The sequence below is a fragment of the Micromonospora sp. S4605 genome (assembly GCF_003176715.1).
GTDB lineage: Bacteria > Actinomycetota > Actinomycetes > Mycobacteriales > Micromonosporaceae > Micromonospora > Micromonospora echinaurantiaca.
The window spans coordinates 30,060-47,032 of record NZ_QGSW01000115.1 but is presented as its reverse complement, the minus strand read 5'-3'; the positions used below and the strand labels follow the sequence as shown (position 1 = coordinate 47,032).

Below are 16,973 nucleotides of genomic sequence, written 5' to 3'. Positions count from 1 at the left end.
TCGGGTACGAACGGGACTGACGGGTCAGGCCGGCAGCCGGGTCAGGTGCCGGCCCACCGGGCGGGTGGTGACGATTCCGCTGACCGGATCGGTGGTCACCTCGATCCGGATGCCGTACGTCTCGGTGAGGGCGTCCTCGGTGAGGACGTCGACGGGAGCGCCGGCGGCGCGGACCCGACCGTCGTGCAGCAGCACCACCTCGTCGGCGACAGCGGCGGCCTGGTTGAGGTCGTGCAGGACGACACCCACGGCGACGTGGTGGTCGTCGGCGAGATCCCGCATCAGGTCGAGGATCTCCACCTGGTAGCGCAGGTCGAGGAAGGTGGTCGGCTCGTCCAGGAGCAGCACCGGGGTGTCCTGCGCCAGGCAGGTGGCGAGCCAGACCCGCTGGAGTTCGCCGCCGGAGAGCTCGTCCACCGGACGGTCGGCCATCGCCGTGACGCCGGTGACCTCCATGGCGCGGCTGACCGCGGCCGGCCCGTCCGGGTCGTCGGCCCGCCAGCGCCCCCGGTACGGGTGCCGGCCGTAGCCGACCACGTCCCGGACGGTGACCCCGCTGGGCACCGGCCGGCTCTGGGCCAGCAGGGTGACCCGCCGGGCGAACTCCCGGGCCGGCAGCCCGGCGGCGATGCCGTCGGCGAGCAGCACCGAGCCGCCGCCGATCGGGTGCAGCCGGGCCAGCGCCCGCAGCAGGGTGGACTTTCCGCTGCCGTTCGGGCCGACCAGGGCGGTGACCACTCCCGGCCGCAGCGCGATGGACGCACCCCGCACCACGGTGGTGCCGTGGTAACCCAGGTGCAGGTCGACACCACGCAGGCTCTCGTCGCGGGGCAACGCTCGGTCGTCGGACACGCGCTTAGGTTAGCCTAACCTTTGAGGGTGCCAAGCAGCCCCCCGCCGCACCCCACCCCGCGTGGGTAATTGATGTGCGGCTGACGGCCCGGGGGCCTAGGGTGCCGCGGTGACCATCGACATCATGAGCCTGGCGGACCGCCCGGACCTGGCCCCGCTGCTGGAAGAGGACTTCCCCGGGGCGTGGCCGCCGTTCATGCTCCGGGATCCGATGGGCGGGGTGTACTACAGCGTCGCCCACGAGCTGTACCCCGAGTTCGTGTTCGCCGCCGTCGACTCGGACGAGCCGGAACGCGCCGTCGCAAAGGCGTACGCCGTGCCGCTGCGCTGGACCGAGCCGGAGCTTCCCGACGGCGGCTGGGACCGGATGATCCAGCGGGCCACCGTCAACCGGCTCACCGGCGCCACCCCGAACCTCGTGTCGGCCCTGGAGATCTGCATCCGGCCCGACCGGCGCGGCACCGGCCTGTCCGCGCGGATGCTCGACGCCATGCGGCAGACGGTCGCGAAGCGGGGTTACGACACGCTGGTCGCGCCGGTCCGCCCGAACGGCAAGCACAACCAGCCCGACGTGCCGATGACCGAGTACGCCACGCAGGTCCGCGCGGACGGCCTGCCGGTCGACCCGTGGCTGCGGGTGCACGTCCGCGCGGGCGGTCGTATCGAGCGGGTGGCGCCCCGGTCGATGGTGATCAGCGGGACGCTGGACGACTGGCGCGGCTGGACCGGCCTGCCCTTCGACACCGACGGGCCGGTCCACGTGCCGGGCGCGCTGGTGCCGGTGCAGTGCGACCTGACGCACGGCCACGCCGTCTACGTCGAACCCAACGTCTGGGTCCGGCACCGGCTGTGACGCGGGGGGCGCACCGGCCGCGGTCGACGCTGACCGTGGATCCGTGCCGGTGCGTTCCCCCGCGCCGTTCCCGGTGCCCGGCGGTCACTCCGCCGGGCTGACCGGGGTCAGCGGTGGCGCAGCGGCGCGAGCGCGCCGCTCCAGGCCACCACCTGGTCGAGGGTGGTGTTGAGCGCGCCACGCTGGAACTCGTTGGGCGTGAAGACGCTGAAGTTCTCGAAGTCGGTGAAGAGCGACAGCGCGACCTGGGCGCGTACGTCGGCCATCTGGAGCTCGCCGGCGATCAGCCGCAGGTGCTCCACCGCCCGGGTGCCGCCGGCCGAGCCGTAGCTGACGAACCCGACCGCCTTGTTGTTCCACTCCGCGTAGAGGAAGTCGATGGCGTTCTTCAGTGCGCCGGAGGTGGAGTGGTTGTACTCGGGCGTGACCATCACGAAGCCGTCGAACGAGGCGATGGTGCTCGCCCAGCGCTGAGTGTGTGGCTGGGTGTACTGGCCCAGCGAGGGCGGGATGCTCTCGTCGAGGTGGGGCAGCTGGTAGTCGAGCAGGTCGACGAGCTCGAACTCGGCGTCGGTGCGCTGCTTGGCGACGTCGAGGACCCAGCGGGCCACCGCTTCGCCGTTCCGCCCGGGGCGGGTGCTGCCGAGGATGATGCCGATCCTGGTCATCGTGGTGCCTTTCTGACATGGGGGTCGAGCCCTGCTGGGCCCACGATACAGAACTTGCTTCGTCAAGCAACTTCTTCCCGGCATGGCGCCGGTCACAGGCTGGTTGTTCGGTCAAGCAACTATGCTGGTCGGTATGGCCGACGAGCGTCCGCAGCCGCTGAACCCGGAGGAGGAGGCGTTGGTCCGTGCGCTGCGCCGGGTGATGTACGTCCTCCCCCGCGCCATCGACGCCGACATGACCGGCGACGGACAGCTGCCACTCACCGAGTACACCGCCCTGATGCACCTCTCCGAGACGCCCGACCGGCAGCTGCGGATGAACGAACTGGCGGCGGCGTGCGAACTCTCGCTCAGCGGGATGACCCGCACCATCAACCGCCTGGAGGGCCAGGGCCTGGTCGAGCGGGTCAAGTGCGCCGACGACGCCCGGGGCTGGAACGCCGTCCTCACCGACGCCGGCCTCGCCCGGCTGGAGCGCGCCTGGCCGAGCCACCTGGCCGCGGTACGGCGACGGTTCCTCGACCACTTCCAGGGCTTCGACCTCGCTCGACTGGCCCACGCGTTCGAGCGGGTCGGCACGGCCGACTGACCCCGCACCGGACAGGAACCGGCCGCGAATCGCCCGCCGCGGCGGCGCAGGGACCTGGCCGGGCCGCCATAGAATCGATGGCGGTTCATGCCCCGCGGGCCGGGGCGTCCCGGGCGGGTACGGCGGAGGGCGGTGCGGGCATGGGGCCGGACGAACGGCAACGGCTGTTCGAGCAGGCGCGCGAGTACTCCACCCGCCAGCACAGGTGGACGGAGGCGGACCGCCTCTGGGTCAAGGTGATCAACGCCTACCGGGACGCCACCCGCCGTCCCGGCCCGGTCGACTCCGAGGACCGACGACAACTGGCCCGGGCGCTGTGGCGGCGGGCGATGCTGCTGTCGGCGCTGGGCCGCCCCGGCTCCGGCGTGGTGCCCGGGCGCGAGGCGGTGGCCATCTTCGAACAGCTCAACGACGCGGCGCGGGGCACCGGCCAGGACCATGCCACGCCCCGCCCCGACGAGGCGTTGGCCGAGATGGTCACCGCCGTGGTCGACGTCGCCGAGATCGCCTTCGCGGCCGGGCAACCCGCCGCCCGCGTCCAGCTGCTGGAGCGGGCGATCGCCGCGGGGCTGCTCACGGTCGGCTCCCCGACGACCGCCGGCCCCCGCACCCGGGAGGCGCTCGGCACGGCGTACCACAACCAGGCGACTGCGCTGCTGCACCGCGCCCTGACCGGGTCGACCGGCGACCTGGCGGAGGCGGCGCTGGCCGCCTCCCGCGCCTGCGAGCTGCGCCAGGGTCTGCTCGACCCGACCCGTCCGCTCAGCCGCTGGGAGCTGGCCAACACCTACGGCCTGTACGCGCAGTGCCTGGTGCTCATCGGCGACGTCGACCGGGCCGGCACCGTGCTGAAGCTGGGCAACCGGTTGACCGGCACGCTCGGGCCGGCCGGCGCCGAACCGGCGCTCAAGCTGCGCGTCGCCGCCGAGATGCTGGCCCAGCAGCGGGGCGGGGTGCCCCGGCCGCGCCGCTGGGGCTGGCGGCGCCGCTGAACCGAGACCTGACGCCCAACCCCGCCGTCCACGTCGAACCCGACGTCCGGGCCGACGCCAGCTGCAGCCGTCGTCCCGTCGAGCACCAGCCCTCGCCCACCGATCAGCTCCGGCGCGCGTTGACATCGGAGGAAGGCTTCTCCGCCATCCGCGCGGACACGGCGATGACGAACCCGAGCGGCACGATCAACAGTGCCGGCGCCAAGGCCGGCAGGCGGAGGGCGACCAACGCACCGACAGCGGCTCCGCCCATCAGGGCCAGCAGGACGTGTGTCTTCGGCCGAAGGCTGTGCCACGGCTTTCGAGCGGCGACGCCGGCGATCAGACTGGTGAGTGTGCCGGTCAGGTAGGTGGAGGAGAGGCCAGGAACGCCGAACCGCTGGACGGCGCTGCTCTGCACCCCCAGCGCCGCTGCCGACAGCATGAGGAGCGTGAGATCGACGTGCTCCGAGCGGTTCGGAAGGTCGACCTCCCAGACGACGAGGAACACGACGAACACCAGGAACTCCAGCACGAGCGCTCCGGTGACCCGCCGTGGCCACACGGGATCGTCAGGCTGAGCCGCGCCGGCGAGCCGCGCGCCCGCGAGGACACCGGCGATGAAGCTGACGATGGCGCTGCCCGAGGTCAGGGCGAGCTCGGCCTCGCCGCGGCCCGCCGATAGCCCGAGCAGCACCATGTTGCCCGTCATGACGCTCGCGAAGGCCCCACCGAGGGAGAGGAAGCCGAGGGCGTCGGCGCTTCCGGTCAGGAAGGTGAGCACGACGACGAGGGCGTGCCGGCGCCGAAGCAGATCCGGTTGCCCTCCCGGCATGACTCGTGAACGTATGACTCGTGGCACTGTTCTCAGCACTGTCAGCCATCCCTAGACCGATTGTTCTTCGTATACACTTCGCCATGGACGGTTCACGGAGAGGCGACCGGGTTGACTGAAGACCTGCGGGACAAGCTCGGCGCTCAACACCTGCCGCTACGCGACCAGGTCCTCGCCGCACTACGGACCGCCATCATCAACGGCGACTACCTTCCCGGAGAGCGGCTGACCGAAGACCGGTTGGCCGAGGACTTCGGTGTCTCCCGTAACCCGGTTCGGGAGGCGCTGCGCGTCGCGGAGGCGGAGGGTTTCGTCGTGATCCTGCCCCGCCGCGGGGCGGTCGTCGCCTCGCCGAGCAGCGGCACCATCGCCGACATGTTCGCCGTACGCGAGCGTTTGGAGGCGCTGGCCGCCCGGCTGGCGGCCGAGCGGGCCACCGCGGCGGACGTGGCCGCGCTGCGGAACCTGCTGGACCAGGGCCGCGAGGCGACGCAGCGGCAGGACCTGCGCCGGGTCGCCGAACTGAACAGCGCCCTGCACCTGCGAATCCTCCAGATCAGCGGAAACCCCTGGCTGTCGTCGATAGCCAAGGCGCTGTACCTCCATGTGCAGTGGGTCTTCCGGCTCGGGGCCGCGGAACGGGCGCCGCACTCGTGGGCCGAGCACATCCAGCTGGTCGACGCGATCGAGTCCGGCGACGGCGACCGGGCCGAACGGGCCGCACTCGCCCACCTCGACGCCGCGTCCGCGGCGGCGTACGAGAACGCCGAGGGCGGGTACGGGGCCCGCTGACGGCTACCGGCCGCAGGCGTAGCCCTGCATGCCGCGGGGGTTCGCTCCGGCTGCGAGTACTCCGCTGGTCGGGTCGCGGGTCACGGCGCAGAGCCGGCCGAGGCTCCACGGGTCGGACAGCCGCACCTCGTGCCCGTATGCCCGCAGGGCCGCCAGCACCTCCGGGTCCAGGCGGTCCTCGATCACCAGGACGCCGGGTTCGAAGTCGCGCGGGTAGAACGACGCCGGCAGGCTGGCGGTGTGCCACATGGGCGCGTCGATGGCCTCCTGCAGGGACTGTCCCCCGGCGAGATGGCGGAGCAGGAACAGCAGCTGCCACTGGTCCTGCTGATCGCCGCCGGGCGTGCCGCACGCCAATACGGGCTCCCCGTCGCGGTGCACCATCGTCGGGCTCAGGGTGGTACGCGGTCGGCGTCCCGGCGCGAGCGACGACGCGACTCCTTCCTCCAGCCAGAACATCTGCAGCCGGCTGCCGAGCGGGAAGCCGAGATCCGGAATAGTGGGAGAGCTCTGCAGCCAGCCGCCGCTCGGCGTCGCGGAGATCATGTTCCCCCAGCGGTCGACCACGTCGACGTGACAGGTGTCGCCGCGGGTCACGCCGTCCGCCTTCACCGTCGGCTCCCCCGTGGTGGGATCCGCCGGGTCGGCGTGACGTCCCGCACCGCGGCAGACCTGGCGGGGCAGAATGGGATCCGCCCCGTCGGGGCGCCCCGGCCGCAGCTCCGCCGACGCCCGTTCCCCGACCAGGGCTGCCCGCTCCCTGGCGTACTCCCGGGACAGCAGTGCCTTCGCGGGCACGTCACCATCGCCGTACCAGGCCTCGCGGTCGGCGAAGGCAAGTTTGAGCGCTTCGGCCTGGGCGTGGATGCTGGCCGCGGTCGCCGGGTCGTACACCCGAGGGTCGTCGAGCGCGTCGAGAACGGACAGCGTCTCGAGCAGTACCGGGCCCTGGCCCCAGAAGCCGGTCTTCGCCACCGAGTAACCGTGCCAGTCGAGGGTGACCGGCTCCTCCCAGGTGGCGGAGTAGGCGGCCATGTCCGCGCCGGTGACGAGGCCGGCGTGGGAACGCCCGCTGGAGTCCTGGAACGGCTGCCGACTGAACTGATCGACCGCCTCAGCGACGAAACCTTCCCGCCAGGCGCGACGTGCGGCGTCGATCTGTGCCTCGCGGTCGGGGCCGGCCGCCCGGCCGGCGTCGACCAGTCTCCGCAGCGTCCGCGCGTAGGCCGGGTTGGCGAACAACTCCCCCGCCGTCGGCGGCTTGCCGTTGCGCAGCCATAGCTGAGCGGAGGTGGGCCAGTGCTCCTCGAACAACGACCGCACGGCGGCGACCGTGTCGCCGACCCTGCCGACCAGCGGGTGACCGGCGCCGGCGTAACCGATGGCCGGCTCCAGCACCTCCTCCAGGGAGGACGTGCCATGGTCCCGCAGCAGGAGCAACCAGGCGTCCACGGCGCCCGGCACGGCCGCCGCGAGCGGGCCGGACCCGGGAATGAGTTCCATCCCGAGCGACCGGAAGTGCGCGATGGTGGCGCCGGCGGGCGCCGGCCCCTGCCCACACAGCACCTTCGGCGCCGGGTCCTGGGCCGTCGCCACGATCGCCGGCACCTCACCGCCGGGCCCGTTGAGATGCGGTTCGACGACGTGCAGGACGAACCCCGCGGTGACGGCCGCGTCGAAGGCATTCCCACCGCGCTCAAGGATGCCCATGGCCGCCTGGCTGGCGAGCCAGTGCGTCGAGGAGACCATCCCGAAGGTTCCCTGCAACGTCGGCCTGGTGGTGAACGTCATGACAACACCTCATTCGGGTCGGCGGCCCGGACATCGGGCCGGCTGCCGTCCGCCTGGACCAGGTGGCAGGCGGCCATGCCGCCACCGACCTCCACCTGCTCCGGCACCTCAGCCGCACACCGTTCGAACGCGAGCGGGCACCGGGTACGGAAGCGGCAGCCGGACGGAGGATCCAGCGCCGACGGCAGGTCGTCGCCGAGCAGGACCGGCTGACGCTGGCGTTGGCGGACCGGATCGGCCACCGGTGCTGCCGCCAGCAGCGCCTGGGTGTAGGGGTGAGCGGGTCGCGTGAAGATCTGCTCGCGGGAACCTTTCTCGACGAGCTGGCCGAGGTACATGACGGCGATGTCGTCGGCCAGGTACTCCACCGCGGACAGGTCGTGGGTGATGAAGAGGCAGGCGAATCCGATGTCCCGCTGCAGGTCGGCGAGGAGGTTGAGCACCGACGCCTGCACGGACACATCGAGCGCGCTGGTGGGTTCGTCCGCGATGAGCAGCATGGGCTCGGAGATCAGTGCCCGGGCGATGCTGACGCGCTGGCGTTGCCCTCCGGAAAGCTCGTGGGGATATCGGCGGGCTACCTCGGCCCGGAGACCGACCCTGCCCAGTTCCGTGGCAACGCGAGCCTCCCGGTCACGTCGCGAGTACCGCCGACCTGACAGGCGTAGCGGCTCCGCCACGATGTCACCCACCAGCATCCGCGGGTCGAGCGAGCCGGCGGGGTCCTGGAAGACGATCGACACGCTGCTCCGGTACGGGCGCAGCTGTCGCCGGGACAGGTGCGTGACGTCCGTCCCGGCTATCCTGACCACGCCCGCGGTGGGCTCCACGAGCCGCACCACGCATCGACCCACGGTCGACTTGCCGGAGCCGCTCTCCCCCACCAACGCGGTGACTCGGCCCTTGGGGATGACGAGCGAGACGCCGTCCACGGCCCGCACCAGCCCGAAGTGCATCACCAGGTCCTCGAGTTCGAGGGCGTTCGGCTGCGGCGTCATGTGTTCCTCTCCTCAGGCTGCGTCCGAGGCGTCGGGCAGGGATGCCAGCAGGCCGCGAGGTGGTCCGTCGCCGCGGGCGTGGTTCCGGTCCGCACGACCTCGAGCGCCGGGGCATTGTTGCGGCACCGCGAGTCCGCGGTCGGGCAACGGTCCGCGAACGTGCAGGCATCGGGCTGGGCCGACAGCACCGGCACGAGACCGGGAATCTCCTGTAGGCGCTCGGTGCCGGCGTGCCTGCCCGGCGTCGGCGAAGCCGACAGGAGCCCGGCCGTGTACCGGTGGAACGGGTGCGCGAACAGGTCGGTGACCTGCGCTCGTTCGACCACCCGCCCGGCGTACATGACGACGACGCGGTCCGCGATGTCGGCGATCACGCCGAGGTCGTGCGTGATGATGAGGATGGTCGTGCCAAGCCGGTCGCGCAGGTCTCGGAGCACCTGGAGAATGCCGGCCTGGACCGTGACGTCCAGGGCGGTGGTCGGCTCGTCGGCCACCAGCACCTTCGGGCCGCAGGCCACCGCCATCGCGATCATCACCCGCTGGCGCATGCCCCCGGAGAGCTGATGCGGATAGTTGTCGACTCGCGTCGGGGCGGAGGGAATGCCGACCAGCGACAGCAGCTCGACGGCCCTGGCCCGGGCGGCCCGCCGGGACATCCGCTCGTGGACCTGGAGCACCTCTGCGATCTGGCGCCCGACGGTGAGCACCGGATTCAACGATGTCATCGGTTCCTGGAAGATGTAGGCGATCTCCTTCCCACGCACCCGGCGCAGCACCGACTCTCGACTGCCGACGAGCTCGGTCCCGTTCAGCCGCACGGAGCCGGAGATTCGGGCGCTGTCAGGGAGCAGGCCCGCGATGCTCATCGCCGTGACGCTCTTTCCGCAACCCGACTCGCCCACCATTCCGACGATCTCTCCGGAGGCAAGATCCAGGTCCACCCGGTCCACCGCCGAGACGGTTCCGCCCTCGGTCGTGAACGAGATCGAGAGATCGCGTACCGCCAGCACGGGTGCGCCGACGACGGCGCCGGCACCGGCTCGTTCAACCGTCGTCATCACCGGTCTCCCTTCGGGTCGAGGGCGTCCCGCAGGGCGTCGCCGAAGACGTTGAACGCCAGCGCCAGACCCATGATCACGACACCGGGGAGGACCGCTGCCCACGGGGCGCGAGCCGCGAACTGCTGGGCGGTGGCCAGCATGGTTCCGAGACTGGGGGCCGGGGGTTGGATGCCGAGGCCGAGGAAGGACAGCACCGCCTCGCCCAGGATCGCGGCCGGGATCGCGACCGTGGCCTGCACCAGGATCACCGACGTCGCGTTGGGCATGATGTGCCGGGCGAGCACCCACAGGTCACTCGCGCCGTCCACGACGGCCGCCGCGACGAAGTCCAGCGACTTGAGCCGCAGGGTGTCCGAACGCACCACGCGGATCACACCCGGGATCTGGGCCACCCCGATGGCCACAGCGGCGTTGCCGAGGCTGGCGCCCCGGATGGCGGCCAGCCCCACCGCCATGATCAGAAACGGGAACGCGAGCAGCAGGTCGGTGAAGCGCGAGATCACGGCGTCCCAGACCCGGAAGTAGCCCGCCGCGAGGCCGAGCGGAACCCCGATGGCCAGGGAGGTGGCTACCGCCAGGAGTGCCACCTGCAGGGAGGCCCGAGCTCCGAGCATGATGCGAGACAGGACGTCACGACCCAGGTCGTCGGTCCCCAGCATGTGCCCCGGCGTGCCCGGGGGCGAGAACGTGTGGGCGAAGTCGGTCTGCTCGACCGAGTAGGGGGCGATCCAGGGCGACAGCAGGGCGATGACGGCCGCCACCGCGAGGACGACGAAGCTCACGACGGCGAGCGGGTTCCTTCGCAACCGCCGCAGGACCCGGGTCCGCCGGGTGATGCTGGCGGGGCCGGTCTCCGCCATCGGAACGGTGAGGACGCTCATGCCGGGTCCCCCGTCACCCTGATTCGTGGGTCGATGACCGAGTAGAGCAGATCCACCAGGAAATTGATCACGATGTAGGCCGTCGCGGTGAGCAGGACGACGGCCTGGATCACCGGGTAGTCCCGCTGAAAGACCGCGTCGATGGTCATCTTGCCGAAGCCCGGGAGCCCGAAGATCTGCTCGGTCACGACCGCGCCGGAGATCAGCCCTCCGAGTTGGAGGCCCACGATCGTCACCACCACGATCAGACTGTTCCGTAGGGCATGCCGGGTGATGACGGCCCGTGGTCGAAGGCCCTTCGCCTTCGCCGTACGCACGTAGTCGGAGGAGAGCGAGTCGAGCATCGCCGAGCGCGTCTGTCGCATGATGATGGCGGCGAGGCCCGTGCCGAGGATCACGGCCGGCAGGACGATGTGGTGCAGGTTGTCCAGCGGATCCTCTAGGAACGGCACGAATCCGGAGGCCGGGAAGAGCCCCGTGGCCACGGAGAGGTAGAGGATCGCGAGCAGACCGAGCCAGAAGTGCGGCACCGACAGGCCGACGAGGGCCAGCCCGTTGGCGAGCCACTCCGCCGGGTGCCCGCGGCGCACCGCCGCGAGCACCCCGGCGCCGACGCCCAGCGCCGCGGCGATGAGGATCGCCAGGACGGAGAGTTCGGCCGTGACGGGCAGGGCGGTGGTGAGCATCGACGAGACCGGGATGCCGGTTCGGATCGACTCGCCGAAGTCGCCCTGCGCGACGCGTTCGACGTACTGCGCGAACTGCAGTGGCAGCGGTTGGTCCAGGCCGTAGTGGTGACGGATGGCCGCCAGCGCCTCCGGGGACCGGTCCTCCCCCGCGAGGGCGAGGGCCGGGTCCCCGGGGAGGGCCCGCACACCGAGGAACACCACGACGGTCGACAGCAGCAGGGTCAGCGCTGAGTGCCAGGCGCGCGTGATCAGATACCGGGCCACGAGACCTACTTGGTGAACCCGGCGAAGGCCGCACGGATCACGCCGTCCGGGAAGACCTGCAGGCCCTGGACGGTCTTGGAGACGGCGGTCAGGTTCCGCTGCCGGTAGAGATAGATCAGCGCGTCATCCTGCTGGAGGATCGTCACCGCCTGGCCGTACAGCTTCTTGCGCTCCTCGAGGTCGTTGGACTGACGAGCCTGGGTCAGCACGGCGTCGAGCTGGGGGTTGCTGTAGCCGGAGACGTTCTGGCTCCCGCCGGTGCCCACGAAGTTCGTGATGTTGGCGTCCGGGTCGATCCGCCCGCTCCAGCCCAGTTGCAGCAGCTCGAAGTTGCCACGGTCCTGCTCGTCGAGGAGGGAGGAGTACTCCACCGGGTTTATCTTGAGGTCGAATCCGCCGTCCTTGACCATGGCCTGGAGCGCCTGCGCCAAGCGCAGCGTGTCGGGCGTGTTCGACGCGAGCATCGTCACCGTGTACGGCGTCTGGACGCCCGCTTCGGCGAGCAGTTGCTTGGCCTTCGCCGGGTCGTGCGCCGGGCAGGTCTGCGCCTCCGGTGACGAGAACGGGCTCGCGGGCGAGATCGGTGAGCAGGCGACGGCGGGGATGCCGTTGAAGACCGCCTGGACCAGCGCCTTCCGGTCGATCGCGTGCTCGAAGGCCTGCCGGACCTTGGCGTTCTGGGCGATCGGACGGTTGATGGGCTTCGGCGTCGTACCGACGCCGTCGACGTTGCCGATGTTGAAGGTGAGCCCCTGGTAGCCGAGGGACTGCGACTGCAGGGCGGAAATCGAGCTGTCGGACTGCAACGCGGCGACGTCCTGGGTGGAGACGCTGTCGGCGACCTGGGCGTCGCCGGAGCGCAGGTTGGCCGCGCGGATGCTCGCGTCGCTGAGGATGCGCCACGAGATGGCGTCGAGGTGGACCTTGGCGGCGTCGTAGTAGTTCGGGTCCTTCACGACCTCGATGGAATTCTGCGGCACCCGCTTGGCGAACTTGAAGGGCCCGACGCAGACCGGGGCCGAGGCGAAGTCGTCGCCCAGGCTCTGCAGCGCCTTCGGACTCATGATCATGCCGGCCCGGTCCGCCAGCGCGCCGAGCAACGGCGCGAACGGCTGCTTCAGGCGTACGACGACGGTCTGGGCGTCGGGCGTGTCCACGCTCTCGATCGGGCCGAGTTCGCTCTTGCGCGCCGACCGGGAGTTGGTCAGGTGTCGTTGCAGCGTGGCCTTGACCGCGGCGGAGTCGAACGGCGTGCCGTCCGCGAAACGCGCGCCCTGACGTAGCGGAATCGCCACTGACCGGCCGTCGCTGCTGGTGGTGGGTAGTGCCGTCGCCAGTTGCGGCACGACCTGCGCCCGCTCGTCGACGTCGTAGAGCTTCTGGCACATCGCCTGGAAGACGTAGCGCGAGTAGAGGCTCCGGGAGAGGGTCGGGTCCAGCGCGTCGGGTTCCGCCGAGAGCGCGATGACGAGCTTGCCGCCCTGCTTCACCGCGGCCGGGTCTGCCGGTGTACCGAAGAAGTCCTGGCCGGTCGGCTGACTGTCACCGGACTGCGTGCCACTCCCGCTGTTCGACACCGGCGAGCAGGCCGCGACGACACAGACGACAGCGACCGCCGCCACAGTGGCCCGGAATGGACGGAGCCGACGCGGGCTCGTTTCGCTGACGGAGAGGTTCGTCATTGGGAGCTCCTCGAGTGGGCGATTCGGGGAGCGTATGTTGTATACGAAGCCTGACGCAAGACCTTCGTCGATGGCTGCCGAGCCTCGCGTCCGTAGGGCGATGAGGGACGGGACACGACCGTAGAAGCCGCCGCTCGGCGGCTGCGGCGGCGGCTCCTACGGTGGCTACTCGGCGCCGGACAGCGCGGCGGCGCGGCGTACGTCGTCCAGCAGGACTTCCATGTCCGACCGGGTGGTGCGGTAGTTGAGCACACAACCGCGCAGCGCGAAGCGGCCGTTGACGGTCGCGTTCGACAGGTACGAACTGCCGGCCTGTTGCAGCGACAGCATGATGCGCTCGTTGAGGCGGTCGAGTTCCTCCTCGTCGGCCTCGGATCGGGACCCGGTGCGTGCCGCTGGTGGCAGGTAGCGGAAGCAGAAGATGGAGAGCCCGACCGGGGCGAGCAGTTCGAGGTCGTCGCTCGCCGCGATGAGTTCCGCGACGTGGCGGGCGCAGTCGAGGTTGGCCTCGATCGCCTCCCCGATCGCCCGGGAGCCGGCGTGCCCCAGCAGCATCCACACCTTGAGGGCCCGGAAGCGCCGGGAGAGCTCCAGGCCGTAGTCCCAGAACGCGAAGGCCTCGGCGGGCTCGGTCTGCGTGACCCGGGTGTAGTCGGCGTCCAGGCTGAAGGCGGCGCGCGCCGCCTCGGGATCGCGGTAGATCAGGCAGCCGCAGTCGGCGGGCAGGTAGAGCCACTTGTGCGGATCGAGGGCGATCGAGTCGGCCTCCGCCAGGCCGTCGAAGAGTGGGCGGGCCGAGGGGGCCAGTCGGGCGAAGCCGCCGTAGCAGGCGTCGACGTGCATCCACAGCCCGTACCGGCGGGCGACCGCCGCGATCTCCGGCAGCGGGTCGACCGCCCCGGTGACGACAGTGCCCGCGGTCGCCACCACGCAGAACGGTTCCGCGCCCGCGGCCAGGTCCGCCTCGATGGCGCGGACGAGGTCGTCGACGTCCATCCGGAACCGGGCGTCGACCGCCACCTCTCGGACGTTCGCGCGGCCGATGCCGAGCAGCGCGGCCGCCTTGTGGATCGAGTGGTGGGTCTCCGTGGAGACGTAGACGCGCAACGGTGCGGGGTGGGCGCTCGCGCCACGGGTGGCGACCTCGTCGCCGCAGTGGCGGTGCCGGGCGGCGGCGAGCGCGGTGAAGTTGGCCATCGAGCCGCCGCTGGTGAAGAGGCCGCCGGCGCTCGGGTGACACCCGAGCGCTTCCTTGATCCAGTCGATCGTGACGTGCTCCAGCTCGGTGGGCGCGGGCGCCGATCGCCAGGCGGGCAGGTTCGCGTTCAGCGTCGACGCGAGGAGGTCCGCGACCGACGCGACAGCGGTGCCCGGCGCCGAGACGTACCCGAAGAAGCGTGGATGCCCGTTGTGCCGGCTGCCCGGCACGATCACCTCGCGGAAGACCTCGAGCAGGTCGGCGAAGTCGCGACCCTCGACGGGCAGCGGCTCGGCGAGTTGCTCCCGCACCGCGGCGGCAGTGGCGCGCGGAGCGATGGGCAGGTCGCGGAGCGAGGCGTGGTAGGCGGCCATCCACTCCACGGCCTGGCCGGCCAGCTCGCTGATCGTTGCGGGTGAGGGGTCCAACGCGGAGTCGACGCCGCGCCGCTCGGGAGACGTGGAACTCATGGCGGGAGAGTAGTTCGACCGGGCGACATTCCTCCGTGCCCGCTGGTGCCTCGACCGCCGTCCGGGCCCGTATCCTCGACGACCATGACGGCCGAACCCGAGGAGCCCGGGCGCTGCGCGCATGCCCTGCTGCGCGAGCGGGTCCGCCGGTTCGCCGAGGAACGCGACTGGCAGCCGTTCCACACGCCGAAGAACCTCGCCATGGCGCTCGCCGGTGAGGTGGGTGAGCTGCTCGCCGAGTTCCAGTGGCTCACCGCCGAACAGTCCGCCGAGGTGCTCGCCGACCCGGCGGCCGGCGCCCGGGTCCGGGCGGAGATCGGCGACGTGATGATCTACCTGACCCGCCTCGCCGACGTGCTCGGCGTCGACCTGACCGAGACCGCCCTGGCCAAACTGGACGAGGCCGCCGCCCGCTACCCGGTCGAGGAGGCGAAGGGTTCGGCCGCCAAGCGGTGACCCCGGGTGGCGGATTGACACCGGGGTCTCCCCGGGATTCCACTGGTGGGAGCGGCTCCCGAGCCCGCCGGTAGCGGGTGCGACGGTTGGCCGGCCACGCCAGCCGGCGCGCAGCGGCGCCGCTGTGACACCTGGGAGAGATCATGGACTCCTCGCCCGTCAGGCCACCGCAGGACGCCCAGACCATCCGCCGGCTGCGCCTCGGCGTCGGGGTGGTCGGGATCGCGCTGCCGTTCGTGCTGACCGTCGGCCACGCGCTGGTCACCGGCACGCCGGCCCTGCTCACCTCGATCAGCGCCTACTACTACACCGAACTGCGGGACGTCTTCGTCGGCAGCATGTGCGCGGTCGGGGTCTTCCTCATCTCCTACCGGCAGCGCAAGGTCGACGACCTGCTCGGCACGATCGCCGGGGTGCTGGCCATCGCGGTCGCGCTGTTCCCGGCCGCGACGCACGACCCGGGCGGCCCGGTCACCGCCACCGACGTGCTGGTCGGTCGGGTGCACCAGGTCTCGGCCGCGGCGCTGTTCGTGCTCCTCGCGATCTTCTGCATCGTCCTGTTCCCGCGCACCGATCCGCGTATCGGTGAGGCGCGGACCCGGGTCCGCGATGGCCTGTACCGCGCCTGCGGTGGGGTCATCCTGGCCGCCATCGCGCTCGCCGTGGCGAGCAACGCGCTGCCGGAATCCACTCGCGACACGCTGCGGCCGCTGTTCTGGTGCGAGGCGGTCGCGGTGCTCGCCTTCGGGATCGCGTGGTTCGTCAAGGGCGAGGCGATGTTCCGGCACGCGCGGGAGGCCCGGCGCGGAAAGCAGGACGGGCTGGCGCGCGCCCCGGATCCGGCACCGAGCCCGGCACCCGGTGCGCCGTAGCGTCGAGCGCGCCGGTCAGTCCGGACGCGGGGCCATGACGAGCCGCGCGAACAGGTCGGCGGCCGCGTCCAGCACCTCCCGGTCACCGGTGACCAGCAGGTCCAGCAGCAGGCCACGGGTGGCGGCGAGGGCGAGCCGGGCCCGCTGGCGGGCCTGCGCCGCGTCGAAGCCGAGGCGCACGAACAGGTCCTCGACGGGACCGGCCCAGGCGGCGATGACGGTGGCCCGGAACGACTCGGTCCAGCTACGACCGAACAGTGCCTGCGCGTAGATCTCGAAGAACAGCCGCTCCGCCGGGGCCAGTTCGGGATCCGCGAGGCGCCGCCAGAACCGCCGGCTCACCTCGACCGGGTCGTCCAGCCCGTCGGCGAGTGCGGCAAGCGCCGCCCGCTGCTCGGCCTCGATCCGCCGGACGACCTCGGCGAGCAGGCCCTCCCGGCTGCCGAAGTGGTAGATCAGCATGCGGTGGCTGGTGCCCGTACCGGCGGCGATCTCGCGCAGGCTGAGCTGGCTGAACCCGCCCTCGGTCAGGAAGGCGACGCAGCGGTCGAGCAGCGCCGCGCGGGCGTCACCGGCCACCGGTGGGCGCCGCGCCATCGCCGGCCGCCGCAGCGGCCGGGTCCTCGGCGGCCGCGGCGAGGCCGGCCGCCTCCATCCGCAGGTAGCGTCGGGTCTTCGCCGCGGTCAGCAGCGCGACCAGCCCGGCGAGGGCACCGGTCTGCCGGATGCCCACGGTGATCCGGGTGGCTCCGTCCGGCTGGCGTTCGACGCGGTGGTACGCGACGGTGTGCACGCCCGGCGCCGTTGCCTCCCAGGCGAACGACGCGCCCTCCCGGAGGTCGCAGACCCGCCACACAGTGGTCGGGAGGCCGGGCTGCCGGACCCGGAACCGGCTGCCGGTCACGAGCGCCGGCCCGTCGAGGGGCTCCACCGAGGACATCGACGCCGTCCACCGGGGATATTCCGTCACGTTCCGCACCGCCGCCCACGCGCGGGCGGGGTCGGCGGCGGTGGTGATGGTCTCCTCGTAGTCCATGTACCAGATGGTACA

At 71.6% G+C, this 16,973-nt stretch carries 18 protein-coding genes; 6 read left to right on the top strand and 12 right to left on the bottom strand.

The genetic code is table 11. From position 1 onward, the window contains the following. Nucleotides 1-24: 24 nt before the first annotated feature. Nucleotides 25-852: an ABC transporter ATP-binding protein gene (locus DLJ47_RS07395; RefSeq protein WP_199235732.1), complete on the bottom strand. Its 828-nt coding sequence runs from the start codon at nt 850-852 to the stop codon at nt 25-27. A 109-nt stretch (nt 853-961) separates the two neighbouring features. Here DLJ47_RS07395 and DLJ47_RS07390 point away from each other — a divergent pair, with 109 nt between their 5' ends. Continuing rightward, nucleotides 962-1,705 (top strand): N-acetyltransferase, encoded by a 744-nt coding sequence (locus DLJ47_RS07390; RefSeq protein WP_233257700.1) that lies wholly within the window; start codon nt 962-964, stop codon nt 1,703-1,705. Nucleotides 1,706-1,812: 107 nt separating this feature from the next. Here the strand turns inward: DLJ47_RS07390 and DLJ47_RS07385 are convergent, their stop codons facing one another. Next, the gene (locus DLJ47_RS07385) at nt 1,813-2,373 is read right to left on the bottom strand and encodes an NADPH-dependent FMN reductase (protein ID WP_109899306.1); all 561 of its coding nucleotides are present in this window, start codon (nt 2,371-2,373) and stop codon (nt 1,813-1,815) included. A 133-nt stretch (nt 2,374-2,506) separates the two neighbouring features. On the opposite strand from DLJ47_RS07385, the gene DLJ47_RS07380 reads away from it, so the two are divergent. Both DLJ47_RS07380 and DLJ47_RS07375 read left to right on the top strand, forming a co-directional pair. Further along, nucleotides 2,507-2,962, top strand: coding sequence for a MarR family winged helix-turn-helix transcriptional regulator (locus DLJ47_RS07380; protein WP_109899370.1), 456 nt, complete (start codon nt 2,507-2,509; stop codon nt 2,960-2,962). Nucleotides 2,963-3,102: 140 nt separating this feature from the next. Further along, nucleotides 3,103-3,954, top strand: coding sequence for a hypothetical protein (locus DLJ47_RS07375; RefSeq protein WP_109899305.1), 852 nt, complete (start codon nt 3,103-3,105; stop codon nt 3,952-3,954). Nucleotides 3,955-4,057: 103 nt separating this feature from the next. Here DLJ47_RS07375 and DLJ47_RS07370 read toward each other — a convergent pair whose 3' ends face one another. Then, on the bottom strand, nt 4,058-4,768 hold the full coding sequence (locus DLJ47_RS07370) for a YoaK family protein (protein ID WP_109899304.1): 711 nt from the start codon (nt 4,766-4,768) through the stop codon (nt 4,058-4,060). Between the two features lie 111 nt (nt 4,769-4,879). On the opposite strand from DLJ47_RS07370, the gene DLJ47_RS07365 reads away from it, so the two are divergent. Then, complete coding sequence (locus DLJ47_RS07365) at nt 4,880-5,560, top strand: GntR family transcriptional regulator (protein ID WP_158289793.1); 681 nt, start codon at nt 4,880-4,882, stop codon at nt 5,558-5,560. Between the two features lie 3 nt (nt 5,561-5,563). Here the strand turns inward: DLJ47_RS07365 and DLJ47_RS07360 are convergent, their stop codons facing one another. The 7 genes from DLJ47_RS07360 to DLJ47_RS07330 all read right to left on the bottom strand — a co-directional run bounded on the left by DLJ47_RS07360 (nt 5,564) and on the right by DLJ47_RS07330 (nt 14,594). Next, nucleotides 5,564-7,351 (bottom strand): gamma-glutamyltransferase family protein, encoded by a 1,788-nt coding sequence (locus tag DLJ47_RS07360; protein ID WP_109899302.1) that lies wholly within the window; start codon nt 7,349-7,351, stop codon nt 5,564-5,566. Continuing rightward, nucleotides 7,348-8,349 carry an ABC transporter ATP-binding protein gene (locus DLJ47_RS07355; protein ID WP_109899301.1) on the bottom strand — a complete coding sequence of 334 codons (1,002 nt, stop codon included), beginning with the start codon at nt 8,347-8,349 and terminating at the stop codon, nt 7,348-7,350. Before DLJ47_RS07355 ends, DLJ47_RS07360 begins: the two co-directional genes overlap by 4 nt. After that, the gene (locus DLJ47_RS07350) at nt 8,346-9,407 is read right to left on the bottom strand and encodes an ABC transporter ATP-binding protein (RefSeq protein WP_109899369.1); all 1,062 of its coding nucleotides are present in this window, start codon (nt 9,405-9,407) and stop codon (nt 8,346-8,348) included. Before DLJ47_RS07350 ends, DLJ47_RS07355 begins: the two co-directional genes overlap by 4 nt. Then, nucleotides 9,407-10,291, bottom strand: a complete 885-nt coding sequence (locus tag DLJ47_RS07345; RefSeq protein ID WP_088994306.1) for an ABC transporter permease — start codon at nt 10,289-10,291, stop codon at nt 9,407-9,409. Before DLJ47_RS07345 ends, DLJ47_RS07350 begins: the two co-directional genes overlap by 1 nt. Beyond that, nucleotides 10,288-11,244, bottom strand: coding sequence for an ABC transporter permease (locus DLJ47_RS07340; protein ID WP_088994307.1), 957 nt, complete (start codon nt 11,242-11,244; stop codon nt 10,288-10,290). The genes DLJ47_RS07345 and DLJ47_RS07340 overlap by 4 nt, the downstream gene beginning before the upstream one ends. A 5-nt stretch (nt 11,245-11,249) precedes the next feature. Continuing rightward, on the bottom strand, nt 11,250-12,926 hold the full coding sequence (locus DLJ47_RS07335; RefSeq protein WP_109899300.1) for an ABC transporter substrate-binding protein: 1,677 nt from the start codon (nt 12,924-12,926) through the stop codon (nt 11,250-11,252). A gap of 165 nt (nt 12,927-13,091) precedes the next feature. Further along, nucleotides 13,092-14,594, bottom strand: coding sequence for a pyridoxal phosphate-dependent decarboxylase family protein (locus tag DLJ47_RS07330; protein WP_158289792.1), 1,503 nt, complete (start codon nt 14,592-14,594; stop codon nt 13,092-13,094). Between the two features lie 84 nt (nt 14,595-14,678). Here DLJ47_RS07330 and DLJ47_RS07325 point away from each other — a divergent pair, with 84 nt between their 5' ends. Together DLJ47_RS07325 and DLJ47_RS07320 are read left to right on the top strand one after the other, a co-directional pair. Next, nucleotides 14,679-15,050, top strand: coding sequence for a nucleotide pyrophosphohydrolase (locus tag DLJ47_RS07325; RefSeq protein ID WP_109899298.1), 372 nt, complete (start codon nt 14,679-14,681; stop codon nt 15,048-15,050). A gap of 143 nt (nt 15,051-15,193) precedes the next feature. Beyond that, nucleotides 15,194-15,922, top strand: a complete 729-nt coding sequence (locus tag DLJ47_RS07320) for a DUF998 domain-containing protein (protein ID WP_199235731.1) — start codon at nt 15,194-15,196, stop codon at nt 15,920-15,922. Nucleotides 15,923-15,937: 15 nt separating this feature from the next. On the opposite strand, the gene DLJ47_RS07315 is transcribed toward DLJ47_RS07320, so the two are convergent. Together DLJ47_RS07315 and DLJ47_RS07310 are read right to left on the bottom strand one after the other, a co-directional pair. After that, nucleotides 15,938-16,501 (bottom strand): TetR/AcrR family transcriptional regulator, encoded by a 564-nt coding sequence (locus DLJ47_RS07315; RefSeq protein WP_233257699.1) that lies wholly within the window; start codon nt 16,499-16,501, stop codon nt 15,938-15,940. Continuing rightward, nucleotides 16,491-16,958, bottom strand: coding sequence for an SRPBCC family protein (locus DLJ47_RS07310; protein ID WP_109899296.1), 468 nt, complete (start codon nt 16,956-16,958; stop codon nt 16,491-16,493). The genes DLJ47_RS07315 and DLJ47_RS07310 overlap by 11 nt, the downstream gene beginning before the upstream one ends. Nucleotides 16,959-16,973 lie beyond the last annotated feature (15 nt).